The sequence below is a fragment of the Microbacterium sp. 22296 genome (genome assembly GCF_052045385.1).
Taxonomy (GTDB): Bacteria; Actinomycetota; Actinomycetes; order Actinomycetales; family Microbacteriaceae; genus Microbacterium.
Genome location: NZ_JBQEOS010000005.1, coordinates 19,360 through 37,493 on the forward strand (window position 1 = coordinate 19,360; position 18,134 = coordinate 37,493).

16 protein-coding genes are annotated in these 18,134 nt (G+C 70.1%); 9 read left to right on the forward strand and 7 right to left on the reverse strand.

What is annotated here, in order from left to right; translation table 11 throughout:
• Positions 1-198 precede the first annotated feature (198 nt).
• From ACTJJP_RS11325 to ACTJJP_RS11335, 3 genes are all read left to right on the forward strand, one after another.
• On the forward strand, positions 199-855 hold the full coding sequence (locus tag ACTJJP_RS11325; protein ID WP_440775115.1) for a response regulator: 657 nt from the start codon (positions 199-201) through the stop codon (positions 853-855).
• A gap of 60 nt (positions 856-915) precedes the next feature.
• Complete coding sequence (locus tag ACTJJP_RS11330) at positions 916-1,494, forward strand: hypothetical protein (protein ID WP_440775116.1); 579 nt, start codon at positions 916-918, stop codon at positions 1,492-1,494.
• A gap of 365 nt (positions 1,495-1,859) precedes the next feature.
• Positions 1,860-5,282, forward strand: coding sequence for a GH32 C-terminal domain-containing protein (locus ACTJJP_RS11335; RefSeq protein ID WP_440775258.1), 3,423 nt, complete (start codon positions 1,860-1,862; stop codon positions 5,280-5,282).
• Between the two features lie 66 nt (positions 5,283-5,348).
• On the opposite strand, the gene ACTJJP_RS11340 is transcribed toward ACTJJP_RS11335, so the two are convergent.
• Positions 5,349-5,618 (reverse strand): hypothetical protein, encoded by a 270-nt coding sequence (locus ACTJJP_RS11340; protein ID WP_440775117.1) that lies wholly within the window; start codon positions 5,616-5,618, stop codon positions 5,349-5,351.
• A 342-nt stretch (positions 5,619-5,960) separates the two neighbouring features.
• Between ACTJJP_RS11340 and ACTJJP_RS11345 the strand changes: the two genes are divergently transcribed.
• Positions 5,961-6,404, forward strand: coding sequence for a helix-turn-helix domain-containing protein (locus ACTJJP_RS11345; protein WP_440775118.1), 444 nt, complete (start codon positions 5,961-5,963; stop codon positions 6,402-6,404).
• 56 nt (positions 6,405-6,460) lie between these two features.
• Positions 6,461-6,748: a HepT-like ribonuclease domain-containing protein gene (locus tag ACTJJP_RS11350; protein WP_440775119.1), complete on the forward strand. Its 288-nt coding sequence runs from the start codon at positions 6,461-6,463 to the stop codon at positions 6,746-6,748.
• A gap of 29 nt (positions 6,749-6,777) precedes the next feature.
• Here the strand turns inward: ACTJJP_RS11350 and ACTJJP_RS11355 are convergent, their stop codons facing one another.
• Positions 6,778-8,166 (reverse strand): FAD-binding oxidoreductase, encoded by a 1,389-nt coding sequence (locus ACTJJP_RS11355; RefSeq protein WP_440775120.1) that lies wholly within the window; start codon positions 8,164-8,166, stop codon positions 6,778-6,780.
• 293 nt (positions 8,167-8,459) lie between these two features.
• On the opposite strand from ACTJJP_RS11355, the gene ACTJJP_RS11360 reads away from it, so the two are divergent.
• Positions 8,460-9,536, forward strand: a complete 1,077-nt coding sequence (locus ACTJJP_RS11360; RefSeq protein ID WP_440775121.1) for an alkene reductase — start codon at positions 8,460-8,462, stop codon at positions 9,534-9,536.
• A gap of 86 nt (positions 9,537-9,622) precedes the next feature.
• Here ACTJJP_RS11360 and ACTJJP_RS11365 read toward each other — a convergent pair whose 3' ends face one another.
• From ACTJJP_RS11365 to ACTJJP_RS11380, 4 genes are all read right to left on the reverse strand, one after another.
• Positions 9,623-10,249: a methyltransferase gene (locus ACTJJP_RS11365; RefSeq protein ID WP_440775122.1), complete on the reverse strand. Its 627-nt coding sequence runs from the start codon at positions 10,247-10,249 to the stop codon at positions 9,623-9,625.
• Positions 10,246-11,262 (reverse strand): tripartite tricarboxylate transporter substrate binding protein, encoded by a 1,017-nt coding sequence (locus ACTJJP_RS11370; RefSeq protein ID WP_440775123.1) that lies wholly within the window; start codon positions 11,260-11,262, stop codon positions 10,246-10,248. Before ACTJJP_RS11370 ends, ACTJJP_RS11365 begins: the two co-directional genes overlap by 4 nt.
• Before the next feature lie 80 nt (positions 11,263-11,342).
• Positions 11,343-12,866 carry a tripartite tricarboxylate transporter permease gene (locus ACTJJP_RS11375; RefSeq protein ID WP_440775124.1) on the reverse strand — a complete coding sequence of 508 codons (1,524 nt, stop codon included), beginning with the start codon at positions 12,864-12,866 and terminating at the stop codon, positions 11,343-11,345.
• A gap of 1 nt (position 12,867) precedes the next feature.
• Entirely contained in the window at positions 12,868-13,437 is a 570-nt protein-coding gene (locus tag ACTJJP_RS11380) for a tripartite tricarboxylate transporter TctB family protein (RefSeq protein ID WP_440775125.1), read from the reverse strand.
• A gap of 212 nt (positions 13,438-13,649) precedes the next feature.
• On the opposite strand from ACTJJP_RS11380, the gene ACTJJP_RS11385 reads away from it, so the two are divergent.
• Genes ACTJJP_RS11385 through ACTJJP_RS11395 form a run of 3 tightly spaced genes read left to right on the forward strand, consistent with a single transcriptional unit; the run spans position 13,650 to position 16,622 of the window.
• Positions 13,650-14,489, forward strand: coding sequence for a MurR/RpiR family transcriptional regulator (locus ACTJJP_RS11385; RefSeq protein ID WP_440775126.1), 840 nt, complete (start codon positions 13,650-13,652; stop codon positions 14,487-14,489).
• Positions 14,486-15,682, forward strand: a complete 1,197-nt coding sequence (locus tag ACTJJP_RS11390) for an MFS transporter (protein ID WP_440775127.1) — start codon at positions 14,486-14,488, stop codon at positions 15,680-15,682. The genes ACTJJP_RS11385 and ACTJJP_RS11390 overlap by 4 nt, the downstream gene beginning before the upstream one ends.
• 49 nt (positions 15,683-15,731) lie before the next feature.
• Positions 15,732-16,622: a helix-turn-helix transcriptional regulator gene (locus ACTJJP_RS11395; protein WP_440775128.1), complete on the forward strand. Its 891-nt coding sequence runs from the start codon at positions 15,732-15,734 to the stop codon at positions 16,620-16,622.
• Between the two features lie 181 nt (positions 16,623-16,803).
• Here ACTJJP_RS11395 and ACTJJP_RS11400 read toward each other — a convergent pair whose 3' ends face one another.
• Positions 16,804-18,012, reverse strand: coding sequence for an MFS transporter (locus ACTJJP_RS11400; RefSeq protein WP_440775129.1), 1,209 nt, complete (start codon positions 18,010-18,012; stop codon positions 16,804-16,806).
• Between the last annotated feature and the right edge of the window lie 122 nt (positions 18,013-18,134).

An 18,134-nucleotide genomic window follows, 5' to 3' on the forward strand; every position in this document is an offset into this window, starting at 1 on the left:
CTCGTCAGGAGCAGATCCCCATGACCTGACACATGTAGCTCCAGATTCCCGGCATCTCATCCCCCCGATTCGTGCTGATCCGTATCGATGTTCTTGAATCCTGTCGCGTCCCGAAAGGGCTTCCATCGGCCGTTCGTCTGGGGCATCCTTCGACTTTCGTCGAGGTCGAGTCCCCCGGTCGGTGGATAAGCTCGGGCCATGGCGAAGATCCGTGTCCTCATCGCCGACGACGAGATGCTGGTGCGTCGAGCGTTGTCGATCTTCCTCGAGAACGATGAGATGACGGTGGTCGGCAACGCCGAGAACGGCCTGGATGCCGTCGAGAAGGCACGCACGCTCCAGCCCGACGTGGTCGTCATGGACCTGCAGATGCCCACGATGAACGGCGTCGAGGCGATCGCGCGCATCACCACGCAGTGGCCGCAGATCCGGGTCATCGCCGTGACGACCTTCGGGACGACGGATGCCGTGCTCCCAGCGCTGCGCGCGGGTGCGTCGGGCTACCTGCTCAAAGACACCGACCCCGACGACATCGTCGCGGCGGTGCGGGGCATCCACGCCGGGAACGGGGTGCTGTCGCCCCAGGTGACGGGCAAGCTCATCGCCTCGATCAAGCACGCGCCCCAGCCCGAGGTGCGAGGACTCGCGGAACACGAGGAGCCCACCGACCGCGAACGTGAGACGCTGGAGATGCTGGCGACGGGCAAGTCGAACGCCGAGATCGCCCGCGCGATGAACGTCTCGGAGGGCACGGTCAAGGCGCACCTCAGCAGCCTGATGTCGAAGTGGAACGTGCGCGACCGTGTGCAGTTGCTCATCCGGGCGGCGCGGGCAGGCCTCGTCTCGTTCGAGTGACCCGCGCCGTTCGCCGCATCCCCCTGGTCGACGTCGGAGGCCCGGAGTACCGTGAGCGCCATGAGCCCCGCCAAACTCTTCCTCCGCTCCGACGCCGCGCTGCGCGAGGTCGTCGACCGCCTCGATCCCGCCGACTTCTCGGCCTCGGTGCCGAAGGAGTGGAGTCAGCACGAGTCACCCACCCTGCTCGACATCCTCGGGCGGCACGCCTACGACGAAGCGTGGATCCCCGACGTGATCGCGGGTCGAGCGGCAGCCGACGGCGACCCGTTCGCCGACGCCGATCTGCTGGGCGACGACCCGATCGCCGCGTACGACGCCCTCAACGACACCGCGACCACCGCGGTTCAGAAGGGCGACATCGCCGAGACGTTCCGCTTCACGTACGGCGACTATCCCGCCGCCGAGGGGTTCGCTCACCTCGCGACCTATCGCGCGTTCCAGGCGTACTCGATCGCGAAGCACTTCGGCATCCCCTTCCACCTCTCCCCCGAACTGGTCGACGGCTTCACCGAGCACGTCACCCCGCACGCGGACGAGTGGCGACAGTGGGGCGTGTTCCCTCCGGCCATCGACCCGCCGGCGGATGCCGACGACGAGACGCGTCTGCTTTGCGCGCTGGGGTTCTGGATGCCGTAGCACGGCGCCGAATCAGGTCTCGCCGAGGCCCTTCTCGACGGATTTTCCCCTGGTTAACTAGGTTAACGGCGTTAACCGTTGACTCACTCGACGCCCACCGCTTAGCTTCGTGCGCAATGGACTGACATCGATGTCAGTCGCTGCCTCACGGCGGCACGCACAAAGGAGCGCGTGTGAAAATCTGCCTGCCCACAAACCGATTCCGAGCGATCGCCGCGGCGACCACCGTCGCCCTGGCGGCAACCCTCGGTGCCACGGCGATCACGCCGGCCTACGCTGGCCCCCTGCCCGCGGTGCCGGCATCCGGGGCATCCGCCGTCGCCGGGCCCTCGACCGCGGTCACCCTCGCCGCCTCCACCCCCGCGGTGTCCGCCGACGCGACGCCCGCCCCCGCGGCATCCCTAGCATCCACCGCCGCGGAGCCCGCCCCCGGCGACGAGCCCTACCGCCCGCTCGTACATTTCTCGCCCGAGCGCAACTGGATGAACGACCCCAACGGCATGGTGTTCCACAAGGGCGTCTACCACCTCTACTTCCAGCACAACCCGCAGGGCGACCGGTGGGGGAACATGAGCTGGGGCCACGCCACCAGCACCGATCTGCTGACCTGGACCGAGCAGCCGCTCGCCATCCCGCAGACGTTCGACGAGCAGGGCCGGCCCATCGAGAGCATCTTCTCGGGCTCCGTCGTGGTCGATGAAAAGAACACGTCCGGGTTCGGCGACGGCACGAACGCCCCCCTCATCGCGATCTACACGAGCGCCTACGAGCCGGCCCACCCGACTCGCGCGGGGCTGCAGGCGCAGTCGCTGGCGTACAGCCTCGACGACGGCTACACCTGGACGAAGTACGACCAGAACCCGGTGCTCGACCGCAACTCCGCGAACTTCCGCGACCCGAAGGTGTTCTGGTACGACGGACCCGGCGGCGCGTACTGGGTCATGGCCGCCGTCGAGGCGCTCGACCACAAGGTGGTGCTCTACAAGAGCGCGAACCTGCGCGACTGGGACTACCTGTCCGACTTCGGCCCCGCCAACTCCACCGGCGGCATCTGGGAATGCCCCGACCTGTTCGAGCTCCCTGTCGATGGCGACCCGAACACCACCAAGTGGGTCATGGTGGTCAACCTCAACCCGGGAGCGGTCGGGGGCGGCAGCGGCGGGCAGTACTTCGTCGGCGAGTTCGACGGCACGACGTTCACCAGCGAGAGCACCGAGGGCATGCAGGCCACCCCCACGGGCGACGTCTTCGCCGGCTTCGACGACGGCACCTTCGACGGGTGGATGCTCGGCAACGAGCCGGGCAATTGGAAGGACGGGCCGTGGGGCCTGTCCCCGGCATCCGGTGCCCTCGACGGGCAGAGCCCGGTCACCGGTTATGTCGGCGCGGGGCTCGTCAACGGGTTCCACGACGGCGACTGGCCGGTCGGCACACTCGACTCCCCAACGTTCACCGTGTCGGCCCCGTACATCGACCTGCTCGTCGGCGGCGGCAACCACCCGCATATCGACGGCTCGCAGCTCGCGAACGACCCGCCCGCGGGCACGACCGTGTTCGACTTCGAGACCGCCGACGGACAGACCCTCGCCGACACGGGATGGCAGCTCACCGGCGACTTCGCCACCGACCCGGCCCGCAACCCGTCCGCCGCCGGCGGTGACTACTACCTCGGCGCGAAGCGCATCAACACGTGGGAGGGCGGTCCGCGCGGCGACGACAACACCGGCGAGATGCTCTCCCCCGCATTCACGCTGAACGGCGATTACGTGTCGTTCCTCATCGGCGGCGGCAAGCGCACCGACGGTACCCTGCAGGCCGAGCTCGTGGTCGACGGCGAGGTGGTCCGCTCGCAGACCGGACCCGAAGCCGGCGCCCTGAACTGGGTGTCGTGGGACGTGTCGGAGTACGCCGACCGGCAGGCGCAGATCCGCATCCGCGACGAGGCGACCGGCGGGTGGGGGCACCTCACTTTCGACCACGTCGTGGTCGGTGACACCCCCGCACAGGTGCGCAGCGACGAGACGAGCGTCAACCTCGTCGTCGACGGTGAGGTCGTCCGCTCGGCGACCGGGTCGAACAGCGAGAACCTCGACTGGGCCAGCTGGAACGTCTCGGAGTTCGAGGGGCGGCAGGCCAGCATCCGGGTCATCGACAACAACCGCTCCGGGTGGGGTCACATCCTGCTCGACCAGGTGATGTTCGCCGATCAGGCCGCGCCCACGCGGCTCGAGAGCTACGACTGGCTGGACTGGGGCCGCGACTACTACGCCACGGTGACCTACTCCGGCACGCCCGACAAGGACACCCGGGTCATGCAGGGGTGGATGAACAACTGGGATTACGCCAACGACATCCCCACCTCCCCGTGGCGGAGCTCGATGGCCCTCCCCCGCGAGGTCGCCCTCACGTCGACCGCCGAGGGCCCGCGCCTCACCCAGAGAGTCGTCCCCCAGATCGAAGGACGAATGGATGCCGCGAACGCCCAGACCCGCACGAACGTGACGGTCGACGGCGAGACCGACCTGCGGCTCGCCGGTGATGTCGTCAAGGTCGACGTCACCTTGCGGCCGGGGGATGCCGAGCAGGCGGGCATCACCGTCTTCGGCGACGACACCTCGGGCACCCGCATCGGCTATGACACCACCACGGGACGCGTGTTCGTCGACCGTCGCGACTCGGGCAACGTGGGCTTCCACCCCGCCTTCGCCTCGGTCGAAGACGCCCCGGTCGCCCTCGTCGACGGCACCGTCACGCTCGAGGCCTATCTCGACCGCGCCTCGGTCGAGCTCTTCGCCGCGGGTGGGCGCACCACGATCACCCACCAGGTGTTCCCGAACGCCGGCGCCGACGACATCACCGCGTGGTCCGAGGGAGGCACGGCGACGATCGACAGCATCCGCGTCACACCCCTCCTCCCCACGATGTGGCAGGCCGACGAAGCCCCCGGAGCACCCACGGCGGTGACCGCCACCGCGCAGACCGGAGGCGCCACGGTCTCGTGGACCGCCCCCGCCGCCGACGGAGGTTCGCCCGTCACCGAGTACCGCGTCTACCGGGAGGGAGTGGATGCCGCGGTGGCCACGACCGCATCGCTCACGGCATCCGTCACCGGCATGACACCCGGTACGACGGCGCGCTTCGCCGTCATCGCGGTCAACGCCGTCGGGGAGTCGCCGCGGTCGGACTGGTCGGCGCCCGTGACCGTGCCCGATGGCGCGACCGCGAAGCCCGGTATGGCGACGCTCTGGCACGACAACCTGTTCTCCACCGGTGACTACACCGTGCGGATGACCCTGCTGAAAGGACAGAACGCCACGGCCTTCCGCCTGTACGAGAACGGCTCACTCATCGCCACGGTTCCGCTGGAGTACCGCGGCACGGCTCCGCAGTCGGCGAAGGTCGCGGTCTCGGGCAAGAAGAACGGCACCTACGTCTACACCGGCGAACTGGTCAATGCGAAGGGCGTGACCAAGACCTCGAGCACGACGGTGAAGGTGACGAAAGCCCTGCCCGCGACTCCCGTGCTGACCCACGACAACCGCGACCGTGACGGCACCTTCACCCTCACCGCGACCCTGCGGTCGGGAACCAACGCGACCAGCTATCGGTTCCTCGAGGGCGACACGGTCGTGGCCGAGGGGACGCTCACCGCGCGCACGCCGCTCCCGCAGACCGCGCGCGGCGCGGTGACCGGAGCCGGCGTCGGGACGCACACCTACCGGGTTGAGTTCACGAACGCCTCCGGGACCACGGTGAGCAAGCCGGTGGGGGTGGAGGTGCGGCGGTAGCTCCGGGGCCGTCGAGGGGAGCGGGTGCCGGTGGGGGTGGCATCCGTTTCCCTTGGTCTCTCGAGATCAGCTCTCTCCGTCCCCGTCCGCCGTCGGACGTTGCTCCGCTTCTTCTCGTCGATGCCGCATGTCCGTCGCGACGGTCCAGGCCGTGAAGGTCAGCAGAGGGATCACCGACAGAGGCCCCCACCACTCGGCGCCCTGCCCGCGACCCATGTACAGCGCGCTCACCACCACGAACCACGCGAACGATGCCACGCAGAGGATCAGCCGCACCGGAGAGAAGAGGATCGACAGCCGAAGTCTCAGGGAGGTGCGATACGTGGACGGCGTCATCGGGGCGGCCCTTCGATGGGCGCCCCGATTGACCGGTCCGTTCTCCCGCCGCGAGGTCGTGTACACGTGTGTGGCATCTCTCTCCTCCGAGCTCGATGGATCCGCCTGCCCAGCGTCGCGGTACGTCAGTCCTACTCCTCTGGCCCGCCCCTTCTGGGTGAACGAGGATGAGAGGTGCCGGGTGAATGCCTCGCGCCCGGTGCGACAGGCAGAGCAGCGGCCATTGCGCCGCCCCCGACCCGGGCGACGTCCTCGCCCTCCCAGAAGCCCCCGGCGCGACCTCAGACCGTCCGAGCAGAAGGCATATATCGACCCCGATAACCCCTCTCGTACACTGGTCCCGTGAACATTCGAGCGGGCCGGGAGGCGGCGGGCATGAGCCAGGCCGAGCTCGCTCGCGCCGCGCGTGTGCCGCAGCCCAACATCTCGGCGTACGAGAACGGCCGGCGTCAGCCCAGCGCGGAGGTTCTCAACCGCATCCGTAGTGCGCTGGTTGGCACCCTGAACGAGCGGCTTTTCCGACACCGCGACGAGATTCACCGGATCGTCGCCGAGCATCACGCCACGGCTCCGCGCATCTTCGGGTCCATCGCGCGAGGCGAGGAGACGGCAACCTCCGACGTCGACCTGCTCGTGGACTTCACCCCCGAGGCCGGCCTTCTGGATGAGATCGGCTTGCGTCTCGCCCTCGCCGACCTCCTCCACGTCGAGGTGGATGTCGTGGCATCCGACACTCTTCGTGGTGAGTTCCGCGAGAGAGTGCTGCGCGAAGCTGTAGCGCTGTGACCGCCGATCCTCAGAGGACTCGGGATGCCGCGGCGCGTGTCATCGCGGTGTGCGAGGTGATCGCGCAGATCGTCGCGCGCGGCGAGGACCACTTCATGACTGATGTGCACGCGCAGTGGGCTGCCGAGATGGGACTGATCCGCATCGGTGAGGCCGTCGCCAAGATCCCCGCGCCCGTCCGCGAGCGTTTCAATGACCAGCCGTGGCGGCAGATCATCGACATGCGCAATTTCGCGGCGCATCGGGACGACGACCTCAACCCGCACCGGGTCTGGCGCACCCTCGCGCGGGATGTCCCGCGGCTGCGCGAATACCTCACTGAGACCGTGCTGCCCGCCCTCTGACCCGGGCCGGGTCGCGCGACCGCCCCCGCTCAGCCGCCCGCCGGCACGACCGGGTTCGCCGCCGCGAACACGTTCCGCGGGTCCCACTCCGTCTTCAGCGCGCGCAGCCGATCGAGCGACGCCCCGAAGCCCGGGGCGCGGTCCGAGCCGCCGTCGAGGAACGTCAGCACCAGTGCCTCGCTCGCCCACGGCACGAAGCGCCCGATGAAGGTGTCGGCCGCGGCGCGCGCCGCCGGGACCGCCTCGGGCACGGGAGGCACCGCGATCCCGTGCACGATGTAGTCGCCCGCGATCGCCGACACCGCCCCACCCGCCGGCACCGGTCGGGAGGCCGCCCCGCCCACGTGTCGCAGCTCCGAGACGAAGAGCGCCGGATCCGCGGATGCCGCGACGAACGCCGTGACGGCCTCGTCGGTCAGCGTCTCGAGGATCCGGTGGCGGGTCACCGCGGGCGTCGGCTGCGGCGGGTCCATGTGAACGTGCACGAGTCCGGGCGAGGGGATCCGCCCGAACGTGTCGATCTCGGGCGCGAGGTCGCGGAGGGGTTGCAGCAGTTCGTCGGCGCGGGCGTCGGTCTCGAGCACGGCTCCATCGATCACGACGAGCGAGCGTCCCGAGAGGAAGGGCGGCAGTTCGGGTAGGGGCGGCAGGTGCAGTACCCGCAGGGTCGAGGTGACGGATTCGGGAGCGGATGCCGTCCACTCCGCCCACGCGCGGCTCACCGCCTCCGTGTGCGAGGCGTCCCACAGCAGCATCCCGGCGAACACGTCCGCGTAGGGCAGCAGGTCGATCTCGATCGAGACGACGACGCCGAACGACCCCGACCCTCCGCGCACGGCCCAGAACAGGTCGGTGTTCTCGTCGGCGCTCGCGCGCACGAGCGTGCCGTCGGCGGTGACGATCTGCACCGACCTCAAGGCGTTGATGCCGAGCCCGTGTGCCCGCGCGTAGAACGAGACACCTCCGTTGAGCGAATACCCGACGACCGAGACGTCGCCCGCGCTGCCGTGAAGGGCGGTGAGGCCGTGCGGGGCGGTGGCATCCAGGACGTCGTTCCAGTGCGACCCGCCCAGCACGGTCGCGGTGCGGGTCTCGGGGTGCACGGTGACCCCGCGCAGCGCGCCGAGCCGCACCAGCACCCCGTCGGAGAGGTCGGTCTCGCAGAGCCCCGGGGCCGCGTGCCCGGTGGACTGCGCCGCGACGCGCAGACCGGCGGCCGTCGCCGCGCGCACGATCGCGACGACGTCGTCGGCCGACTCGGGGGTGGCGACGGCGAACGGCCGCTGGTCGGCGGTGGGGTTCCAGGGCGCCCGCACGACGTCGTACTCGGGCTCGTGGGCGAAGACGACACGCGAACCGAGCGCTTCGCGCAAGGTCGTGGCGCGATCGTCGAGGGACGTTTCGAAGAGGGATGCCATCGGAGGACCGTTCTTTCGGGTGGGCGACGCTGCGACGCTGCTCATCTTCCTCGCCGACATCGTTCCTGACCAGAGGCAGTTTCGGGCTCCCACGGCGACCTCTGGCCGCCTCGCCACCGTCGTGGCATCCGTCCCCTCCGCCCGACGCGAGTCCGGGCGCCGGTCCACGCCCCCACGAGTCCGCCCGGCCCCGCCGTCAAGCCTCCCGGCCGCGTCACCTCGCCCCTGTGGAATAGGCAGCCGCCGCCTCTCGTTGGCTTGGCGTGGCCCCCGTTCCCCACGAAAGGACTCCCGTGAGCCTGTTCAGCCCCACCACCGTCGGCGATGTCGACGTCCGCAATCGCGTGTCGCTCGCCCCGATGACCCGCCTCCGCGCCGACGCCAACGGCGTCCCCGGACCCATCGTCGCGAAGTACTACGCGCAGCGCGCGGGCATCGGCCTGCTGGTCACCGAGGGTGTGTTCCCGAGCGCCGAGTCGCGTGCGTACCCCGGTCAGCCGGGCATCGTCACCGACGCGCAGGCCGCGGGCTGGGCGAAGGTCGCGGATGCCGTGCACGCCGAGGGCGGCACCGTCTTCATGCAGCTCATGAACGGCGGACGCGTCACGCACCCCGACATCACCGGAACCGACCGCATCGTCGCCCCCTCGGCCATCGCGATCGAGGGCGAGACCCGCCTGGCCGACGGCACCAAGGTCGCCTACGCCACCCCCCACGCACTCGAGACCGCCGAGCTTGCCACCGTCCGCGACGAGTTCGTCGCCGCCGCCCGCAAGGCAGTGGATGCCGGTTTCGACGGCGTCGAACTGCACGGCGCCAACGGGTACCTGCTGCACGAGTTCCTCTCCCCCGCCTCGAACCAGCGCACCGACGGCTACGGCGGATCGCCCGAGGCCCGCGCCCGCTTCGTCGTCGAGGTGGCCGAGGCCGTCGTGGCCGAGATCGGCGCCGGTCGCGTCGGCATCCGCATCTCGCCCGCCCACAACATTCAGGACGTGTGGGAGAAGGATGACGCCGAGACGCGCGCCACCTACGAGGCGCTGATCGCCGGCCTGGCGCCCCTGGGCCTCGCCTACCTGAGCGTGCTGCACGCCGACCCCGCGGGTGAGCTGATCCAGGACCTCCGCCGCGCGTTCGGTGGCACGGTCATCGTGAACTCCGGCTTCTCGAGCGTCACCACGCGCGACGAGGCCGTGTCGGTCGTCGACGACGGAATCGCCGACCTGGTCGCGGTGGGTCGCCCCGCGATCGCCAACCCCGACCTCGTGGCGCGCTGGGAGAAGGGCGCCGACGAGAACGAGGTGGAGCAGGCCACCGTGTACGGCGGCGACGAGCGCGGGTACACGGACTACCCGTTCCTTCAGGACTGACCTATGTCGAAGGGCCTCGCACGAACGGTGGATGCCGTTCGCGCGAGGCCCTTCCTCTTTTGGAGTGACGCCGGCCCCGGTGGGGCTCAGATCACGGACGCCCGGATGCTCGCCCGCTTCCGGGCCTCGCTCTCGAGCTTGTGCTCCGCCAGGTCGACGATCGTGTCGAGCTGTGCGCGCGGGATGAACACGACGCCGTCGGCGTCGGCGACCACAACGTCGCCCGTGAGCACGGCCACTCCCCCGATCGCGACTGCGCCGCCGATCACCCCGGGACCGTTCTTGTAGGGACCGGCCGGAGTCACCCCGCGGGCGAAGACGGGGAGCCCGAGCTCGCGGATGGCGTCGACGTCGCGCACGCATCCGTCGACGACGAAGCCCGCCACCCCGAGACTCAGCGCCCGCTCGGCGATGAGGTCGCCGATCAGCGCCCTCGTGGTGTCACCGAAGCCGTTGAGCACGATGACCTCGCCCGGTTGGACGACGTCGAGCGCGGCGTGGACGATCTGGTTGTCGCCCGCCGCCGTGAGCACGGTCAGCGCCGGTCCCACCAGGCGCGCACCCACCCACGTCGGTGAGATGCCGGCATCCGGAGATCCGAGGCGCTGCATCGAGTCGACGACCGCCGAGGCGGCCAGGGGCGCGAGGCGCTCGCGCTCGGAGGCGCTGAGGGAAGCGCGCTCGATGACGTTCGTCGCCACGGCCGAGGTCACGGCGACACCTGCAGCAGTTCGTCGATGATCGGGGAGATCGTCGCTTCGCGCTCTTCCCAGAGCTTCGCGACCTCGGCTCCCGGCATCCAGGATGCGACGGTGGCCGCGTTGGTGAGCTTCTCGATGACCGCGGGGTCTTCGGCGGCGACTTTGAGGGCGGCCTCCAGCGAGGAGCGGATGTTCTCGGGCGTCTCCGCCGGCACCGACAGGGTGAAGCGGCTGTTCATCGGCGCGACCTCGTAGCCCTCGCCGGACAGCGTGGGCACGTCGGGCATGAGTTCGCTCTGCTCGTCTTCGACGATCGCGAGCAGGCGGATGTCGCCGGACTTGTACGGACCGTAGAAGCTCGAGACCCCGCCGAGCGCGAAGTTCACCTCGCCCGACATGACCGCGGCCACCTTGTCGGCACCGCTGTTGTAGTGGACGATGTTGAACCCCAGGTCGAGTTCGTTCTCGAGGATCCGCAGGTTGACGTGGTCGTCGCCGGCGCGCGAGTCCGTGCCCGCCGTGATCGTGCCGGGGTCGTCTTGAACGGCGTCGAACAGGTCGTCGATGGTCTTGTACGGGCTGTTCGCGGCCACGCCGATCACGACCGAGTTGGTGGCGAACGAACCGACCGGCAGGAAGCTCTCGCGATCGAAGGTGGCGTTCTTCGACGGGTCGAGGTAGCGACCGAGGATGGACGGGATATTCGTGTAGCCGAACGTCGTGCCGTCGGGTGCCGAGGTGGCGAGCTTGCTGAGGCCGACGACCTGGCTGCCGCCCTCGAGGTTCACGACCTGGATGTTGGCGTCGAGGGATTCCTGCATGGCCGGCGCAACGATGCGGGCCAGGATGTCGTTGCCGGCACCGGCCGCCGAGGGGACGATCCATTCGATGTCGGTTCCGGCGGCGGGCCAGGCCTCGTCGGCGCCGTCGCCGCTCGAGGTCGATCCGGTGGCGGACGAGCATCCGACGAGGGCCACGGCAGCCAGGGCTGCAACGGCGCCGAGGGTCAGGGAGCGGATTCGCATGCTGTTTTCTCCTTCTGGTGGGGATGACGAATGTGCGGGGATGCTGAATGTGTCGGGATGACGAGGGTGCGGGGACGGGACTAGGCGTCGACCCGTGCGCGGGAACGGGACCGCGACCGTGACCGCACGAAGGCGGCGAGCGCGGGGCGGCTCGCTCCGAGCGCGACGGCGAGGGCGCAGACCACGAGGAGGCCGGTGGCGATCGGGCTGCTTGTGAACACTCCCCAGTCACCGCGCGACAGGGCGAGCGACCGCTGGAAGTTCTCCTCGAGCATCGGGCCGAGGATGATCGCGAGCACGAGCGGCGTCAGCGGCACGCGCAGCAGGTGGAAGACGTAGCCGATCACGCCCGCCGCGACCATGACGAAGATCTCGAAGGTGCTGCCGTTGATCGAGTACGTGCCGAGGAACATGAACGCGAGGATCGCGGCCATCAGGTAGGCGAACGGCAGGCGGAGCACGGCGATCCAGACGCGCACGAGGGGCACGTTGAGGATCAGCAGGATGACGTTGCCCACCAGGAAGCTGGCGATGATGGCCCAGGCGACCTCGGGGTTGTCGCGGAACAGCAGCGGTCCGGGGATGAGGCCGTTGACGGTGAACGCGCCCGCCATGATGGCGACCGTCGCCGACGTCGGGATGCCGAGGGTGAACAGCGGGATCATCGACGAGACCGCGAGGGCGTTGTTGGCGGATTCGGGCCCGGCGACGCCCTCCATGGCGCCCCGGCCGAACTCGGAGCGGTGCTTCTTCGAGAAGCGCTTCTCGGCGGCGTACGAGGCCAGCGACGTCGCCGCTCCGGGCGAGCCGGGGAGCAGGCCCATGAAAAAGCCGATGATTGAGCCGCGGAAGAAGGGCTTCCACGAGCGGCGGAAGTCGTCCCGAGTGGGGTAGAGCCGTCCGATCGAGAGCGGCTTGGCGATACCTGCGGGGCCGCGCTGGGCCTGGGCGAGGATCTCGCTGAGCCCGAAGGCGCCCATCACGATCGCGACGAGGCCGATGCCGTCGAAAAGCTGGGGCATGTCGAACCCGAAGCGCACGATCCCGACGCCCGGGTCGAGGCCGACCGTCGCGATCGCGAGGCCGACGCCGGCGCTGATGAGCGCCTTGGCGGGGTTGCTGCCCGCGAAGCTCGTGATGAGCAGCAGCCCGAGGAACGACACGAGGAACAGCTCGGGGGCGCCGAACTCCAGCGCGATCCGCGCGAAGGGGGCGACGAGCACGAATCCGACGACTCCGACCAGCCCGCCGATGAACGACCCCACGGCCGCGATCACGAGGGCCGGGCCGCCGCGGCCGCGCTTGGCGAGTTCGTACCCGTCGAGGGTCGTGGCCACCGACGAGGCTTCGCCGGGGATCCGCAGCAGGACGGCGGTGATCGTGCCGCCGAAGGCGGCGCCGTAGAGGATGGCGGCGAGCATGATGATCGCCGTCGTGGGCGAGAGCCCGAAGGTCACCGGGATGAGCAGCGACACCGCGGCGGCGGGCCCGAAGCCGGGCAGCACGCCGACGAGCATGCCGAGCACGCAGCCGAGGAGGGCGAAGAGCAGGTTCTCGGGGGTGAGGACCGTGAGGAGTCCTTGGAAGAGAGCACCGAATTCCATGTCAGAGGCCGATCATCCGGAGCACGGTGATGCTCGAGTGCGGGAGGGCGGTGCCGAGCAGGTCGGCGAAGACGAACCGGCTGACGACGGCGACGCCGACCGCGATGAGGAGGGCGACCCACCAGCGGCGAGCGCTGACGAGCGTCATCACGCTGAAGAGCAGCAGCGTCATGGTGAGGAGGTACCCGAGCACCGGGAGGAGGATCGCTGCGAGCACGAGCGATCCCGCCACGATGGCGACGCGCAGCACTCCGCGACGGTCGGGGAGGGCGATGTCGTCGTCTTCCTCATCGATCCCGTCGACGACGAGCACGCCGATCGCGGTGTCGGTGGGCGGGTCGACGCGGTTGCCCTCGAAGGGGGTCCGCGCCGCGAACTCCGACCGGTCGGCATCCCGGCGTTGCGCGCGACCCGCGCCGAGCAACTGCAGCGCCCAGAGGACCGCGCCGAGGGCGATCGTGGCTCCCGCGACGACCGGGAAGAAGCCTGCGCCCACCCCGGTCACGTTGGTCAGGCCGTAGCCGAAGCCCGACACCATGACCGCGATGCCGGTGACGGCACCGATCGCCACGACAGACCACTCCAGGTATTGCCGTGCCCTCGTCGGGGACGAGGTTTGCACCACATCAGACGCCATCGTCATCCGCCTCTCTGCGGGTTTTGTGCTAGGAGTGTGTGCAAGGCCGCTGACGCAACTTGCGCACTTGCACAGGATTGCAGGATGGTCCAGACTTGTCAACAACCCGACCCGCTTGATCGGCGTCGTGCCTCGAAGGAGAGACCATGAGCTTCCGCGCCGTCGCGACTCGCAACACCGCCGCCTTGAGCACCACGGAGCAGAAGGTCATGACGGTGCTGCTGAGCGCCGCGACATCGTCGACGACGGCGGCCGACGTGGCCGCTCAGGCCGGCACGCACGAGTCCACCGTGGTGCGTCTCGCGCAGAAGCTGGGCTACCGCGGGTACCCCGACCTGCGTCGCGACCTCCGCGCCGACGAGGTGAACCCCGCGCTCTCGGGAGCGCCGATGCGGCAGGAGTCCGGGGCCGACCTGGCATCCTTCGTCGCCGACGAGCGAGCCGGCCTCGAGCGGCTGTCGGAGTTCGTCCCCCAGTCCGCGATCGACGCGGCCGCCCGCGACATCGCCGGCGCCGGGGTCGTCTACATCTTCGCGAACGGCGACGCCCGCTCGCTGCAAGAACTGCTGGCCCGCCGGTTCCGGCGCCTGGGGATGGTCGTGGTCACCCTCTCGCCCCAGGCGAAAGACCTCGCCGAGCGCTTCGTGCCGTTCGACTCCACCAGCATGCTGATCGGCTTCGCTCTGCGCGAGACCCCGCGGATGCTCCCCGCCCTCATCGCCGAGGCGCAGCGCCGACGCGGACGCAGCCTGCTGATCACCGACGTGCCGGGTGCCCAGTTCCGGCCCGCTCCCGACCACCTCATCGCGGCCCTCCGCAGCGCCGACAGCGAGTACCGCACCCTCTTCGTGCCGATGGCCATCTGCTACACACTCCAGCTCGCGGTCTACCACCTCGACTCCGAGCGGTACCACGCCGTCCGCGAAGACATCGACGGCCTCACCCGCATGCTCGGCGGCACCGACGAGATCCCCCTCCGGCCGTGACCGGCCCCGCCTGGCGGGCTGCGCTCAGCACCCAGGCGGCGCTGTCGCAGGCCTCGTGGGTCGGCGTCCGGCTGATGGTCGGCTACCGCGCGCTCGAGCTGGGCGGCGATCCGCTGCTGCTCGCCGCGCTCGCGGCATCCTTCGCCGTTCCGACGATCGTCGCGGCCCTTCCCGCGGGCCGCATCTGCGACCGCTTCGGTGGCAGCACCGTCGCCTTCGCCGGCCTTTTCATCGCCTCGGCCGGTGCGATCGTCGTGCTCGCCCTGCCGTCGAGCGTCGTGCTCCTGTTCGCCGCGACCTTGACCATCGGGCTGGGACACCTCTGCGTGATGATCGGCCAGCAGACCTTCGTCGCGCACGCGAGTCGCGGAGGCTCGATGGACAGCGGCTTCGGCACCCTCAGCGCCGCGGCATCCATCGGTCAGCTGATCGGTCCCCCGGCCGTCACCGTCGCCGCGACCCTCGCCGCGCGCGATCAGCCCGACACCACGGCGGGCTTCGCCGTCTGCCTCGCCTTCACGGTGCTGGCCCTACCGCTGATCCTCTTCCTCCGTCGCGGCGACACGCACCGCCGCACCACCGCCGCGAAGGCCCCGCGCGCTCCGCTCTCGGCGGCGATGAAGGCGCCCGAGCTGTGGCGCGCCCTTGCGGTCAGCGGGGCTGTGCTGGTGACGGTCGACCTGCTTTACACCTTCGTGCCGCTGTGGGCGGTCGACAAGGGCATCGCCCCGGTCACCGTCGGCCTGCTGCTCGCCCTGCGCGCGATCGTCTCGGTCGTAAGCCGACTCGGTCTCGCCCGCATCGTCGCGCGATTCGGGCGCCGCGCCCTGCTCGTCCTGGCGATGCTCCTGGGCGTCGCGAGTCTCGTCGCCCTGCCCTTCGCGAACCCCTGGGGCGCGATCCCCGTGATGATCGCGCTCGGCATCGCCCTCGGCCTCCCCCAACCCCTGACGATGGCCTGGACCACCGCGATCACCCCGCCCGCGGTGCACGGCGCCGCGCTCGGCCTGCGCCTGACCGCCAACCGCGTGCTGCAGGTGTTGATCCCCGTGAGCGTCGGGCTGGTCGCCGGGCCGTTTGGGCTCGTGGCGATCTTCTGGTCGAATGCGGCCGTGCTCGCCGTGGGGGTGGCGATTGTCGCGACCTCGCGGACGAGCGATCGCGACGGCCCCGAGGGCGAAACGTCGGGTTAGCCGGATCCCCACTCGGAATACGATCCGCTCCCCGACGGTTCCCGCCCCTGTGACGACCGAGCCCGCACTCGAACGCGCTCTGGCTTCGCTGGACGTGAGGCCCGGCGACACGCGCCGTCTCTCCCTGGGCGCGGGTGACGCGCTTCCCCTCGAACCGGGCAAGGCCACGCTCGTCTTCGTGCGCGCCGGAGAGATCACGGGGCGCACGTCTCCGGGTTCGGCGTGTGATGTGGATGCCGCCTCGGGCGCCGCCGAAGCCTCCCGAGGAACGCGCACCCTGCTGGCCGGCGACGCGTTCCTCACCCTCGGGTGCGGCGCTCCTCGGCTGCTGTCGCAGTCGAGCGCCGAGGTGACCGTCATCCCGTTGACGATCACGCCCACCGTCGACACGCGTGCCCTGCCGCCGTTCGTGTTCATCAGCGGCTTCGCTGCCGCCGAGCCCGCGGCGGCGCACCTCGCCGCGCACCTCGGCTCACCTTTTCCGGATGCCGACCGGCCCCGCTCCGGAGACCAGACGATCTGCCGACTTATGGTGACGACCGTTCTCCTGTCGGCGCTGCGCGCGTGGGCGACCGGCGACCGTTCGACGGCGTGGCCGCCGCGAGCCGACGATCCGTTCCTCGCTCGGATCGTCGCCGCCGTGGTCGACGACCCCGGGCACGAATGGACGCTCGGCAGCCTGGCATCCCTCGGCGCGATGTCGCGCTCGGTGTTCTCGGCACGCTTCCGTGAGGCGTTCGGCAGCTCTCCCGCCTCGTTCGTGACCGAGGTGCGCATGCGGAGAGCGAAAGAGCTTCTGGATGCCGGAACTCCCGTCTCCGAAACGTCACGGGCCCTCGGCTACACGTCGGACGAGGGCTTCAGCCGTGCCTTCCGTCGGCACACCGGGGTCGCGCCATCGGTGTGGCGCTCCGACGCCCGGTCGCGAGCGGCGGTCTAGCTGGCGGCGCCTCGGAGCGTCCAGGGCGCGGTCGTGCTCGCGGTCTCGCCAGCGGCGCCCGGGCGCCCACGCCAGGATCGCGGCTCGAGTGCGGCCGGGGGTGCGTGGGACCGGTTGCACTCGCGGCCTCGCGGGCGGCATCCGGTCAGTCGAACCTCTGCGCCTCGGCCGCCCCCGCGGCCTAGCCGTCAGCCCGGCTGACCGCCGCCTGCGTGCGCCGCGCGCTGAGCGACAGGCCGAATAACGCGGCTCCGATCACGAGCAGCACGATGCCGATGACGTCCACGGTCACGACGCCGATCGTGTCGACGAAGATGCCGCCGACCCCGGCCGCGATTATGATCGCGAGCTGGAATCCGGTGACGGTGAGACTGCCGCCGGCTTCGAGGCGGTCGGGCATCCGGTGTCCGACCCAGGTGTTGACAAAGATGAGCCACGACGAGAAGAAGAAGCCCCACACGGCGGCCGCCGCGGCCACCGCGACGGTCGCGGGGAACAGCACGACCACCCCGATGGCGAGCGCGATCACCAGCGGGCCGACGACCGCCAGCCGCCCGAACGCCCGGTCGACGATGACCCCGACGACGACGTTGCCGACCAGGCCGCCCACTCCGAACAGCGCGAGCAGCAGCACGATCGTGCTGGCGTCGACGTCGGGGATGCGTTCCAGCGAGAGGCGCACGTACGTGTAGGCGACGAAGTGCCCCAGTACGATGAGCACGTGTCCGGCCATGCCGCCGCCCACGCCGGGCCGGCGGAGGGTGTCGACGAGAAGTCGCAGGCTCGATGCCGCAGCGGGCGGGACCGGAGGCAGCGCGAGGCGGACGGCAATGCCCACGAGGGCCATGGCGATACCGATGAGCAGGAACGCGACGCGCCAATCGAGCGCTTCGCTCAACGCCACCCCGATCGGTACCCCCGCCACCGTGGCCAGTGAGACGCCGGCCGACCCGAACATGACCGCCCGACCGATCCGGTCGGGGCTCGCCAGCCGCGCGGCGACGGTGATCGACATGGCCCAGAAGGCGCTGATGGCCGCACCCAGTAGGAATCGCGCGATGAGTATCGCGACCAGGCTGGGAACCAGCGCGACGACGAGGTTCGACACCGTGGCGGCCGCCGCGGCCCCCATCAGCAGCGTGCGGCGGTCGAGGCGTGGCAGCAGGAGCCCGACGGTCGGTGCCACCAGAAGCCCGGCGAGAGCGGTGACGGTGACCGTCTGCCCTGCCTGTCCGGGCGTGACCCCGAGCGAGAGCGCCATCTCGGTGAGCACTCCGTTCGGCAGGAACTCCGCCGTCACGAGCAAGAAGCTCAACAGCATCACGACGATGAGTCCGCCGTACCTCATCGAGGCCGTCGGAGCGAGCGGAACGGGTGCGGTCGTGGTCATGGTCCGATCCTCGTGGCGTCGTGGCGATCGCGTCCGACCGTTCATCCCCGGCATCCGACTCTTCGTCCGGGGACACGCGGTCCCCACAAGCGCGACGACACCGATCGCGCGTTCCTCCAGAG

What these genes read in the sequence shown, in the direction of transcription:
- ACTJJP_RS11330 (WP_440775116.1), top strand. Translation starts at nt 916, where the DNA reads ATGAGCCCCGCCAAACTCTTCCTCCGCTCCGACGCCGCGCTGCGCGAG.
- ACTJJP_RS11375 (WP_440775124.1), bottom strand. Translation starts at nt 12,866, where the DNA reads ATGGAATTCGGTGCTCTCTTCCAAGGACTCCTCACGGTCCTCACCCCC.
- ACTJJP_RS11400 (WP_440775129.1), bottom strand. Translation starts at nt 18,012, where the DNA reads ATGACCACGACCGCACCCGTTCCGCTCGCTCCGACGGCCTCGATGAGG.
- ACTJJP_RS11340 (WP_440775117.1), bottom strand. Translation starts at nt 5,618, where the DNA reads ATGACGCCGTCCACGTATCGCACCTCCCTGAGACTTCGGCTGTCGATC.
- ACTJJP_RS11385 (WP_440775126.1), top strand. Translation starts at nt 13,650, where the DNA reads ATGAGCTTCCGCGCCGTCGCGACTCGCAACACCGCCGCCTTGAGCACC.
- ACTJJP_RS11355 (WP_440775120.1), bottom strand. Translation starts at nt 8,166, where the DNA reads ATGGCATCCCTCTTCGAAACGTCCCTCGACGATCGCGCCACGACCTTG.
- ACTJJP_RS11370 (WP_440775123.1), bottom strand. Translation starts at nt 11,262, where the DNA reads ATGCGAATCCGCTCCCTGACCCTCGGCGCCGTTGCAGCCCTGGCTGCC.
- ACTJJP_RS11325 (WP_440775115.1), top strand. Translation starts at nt 199, where the DNA reads ATGGCGAAGATCCGTGTCCTCATCGCCGACGACGAGATGCTGGTGCGT.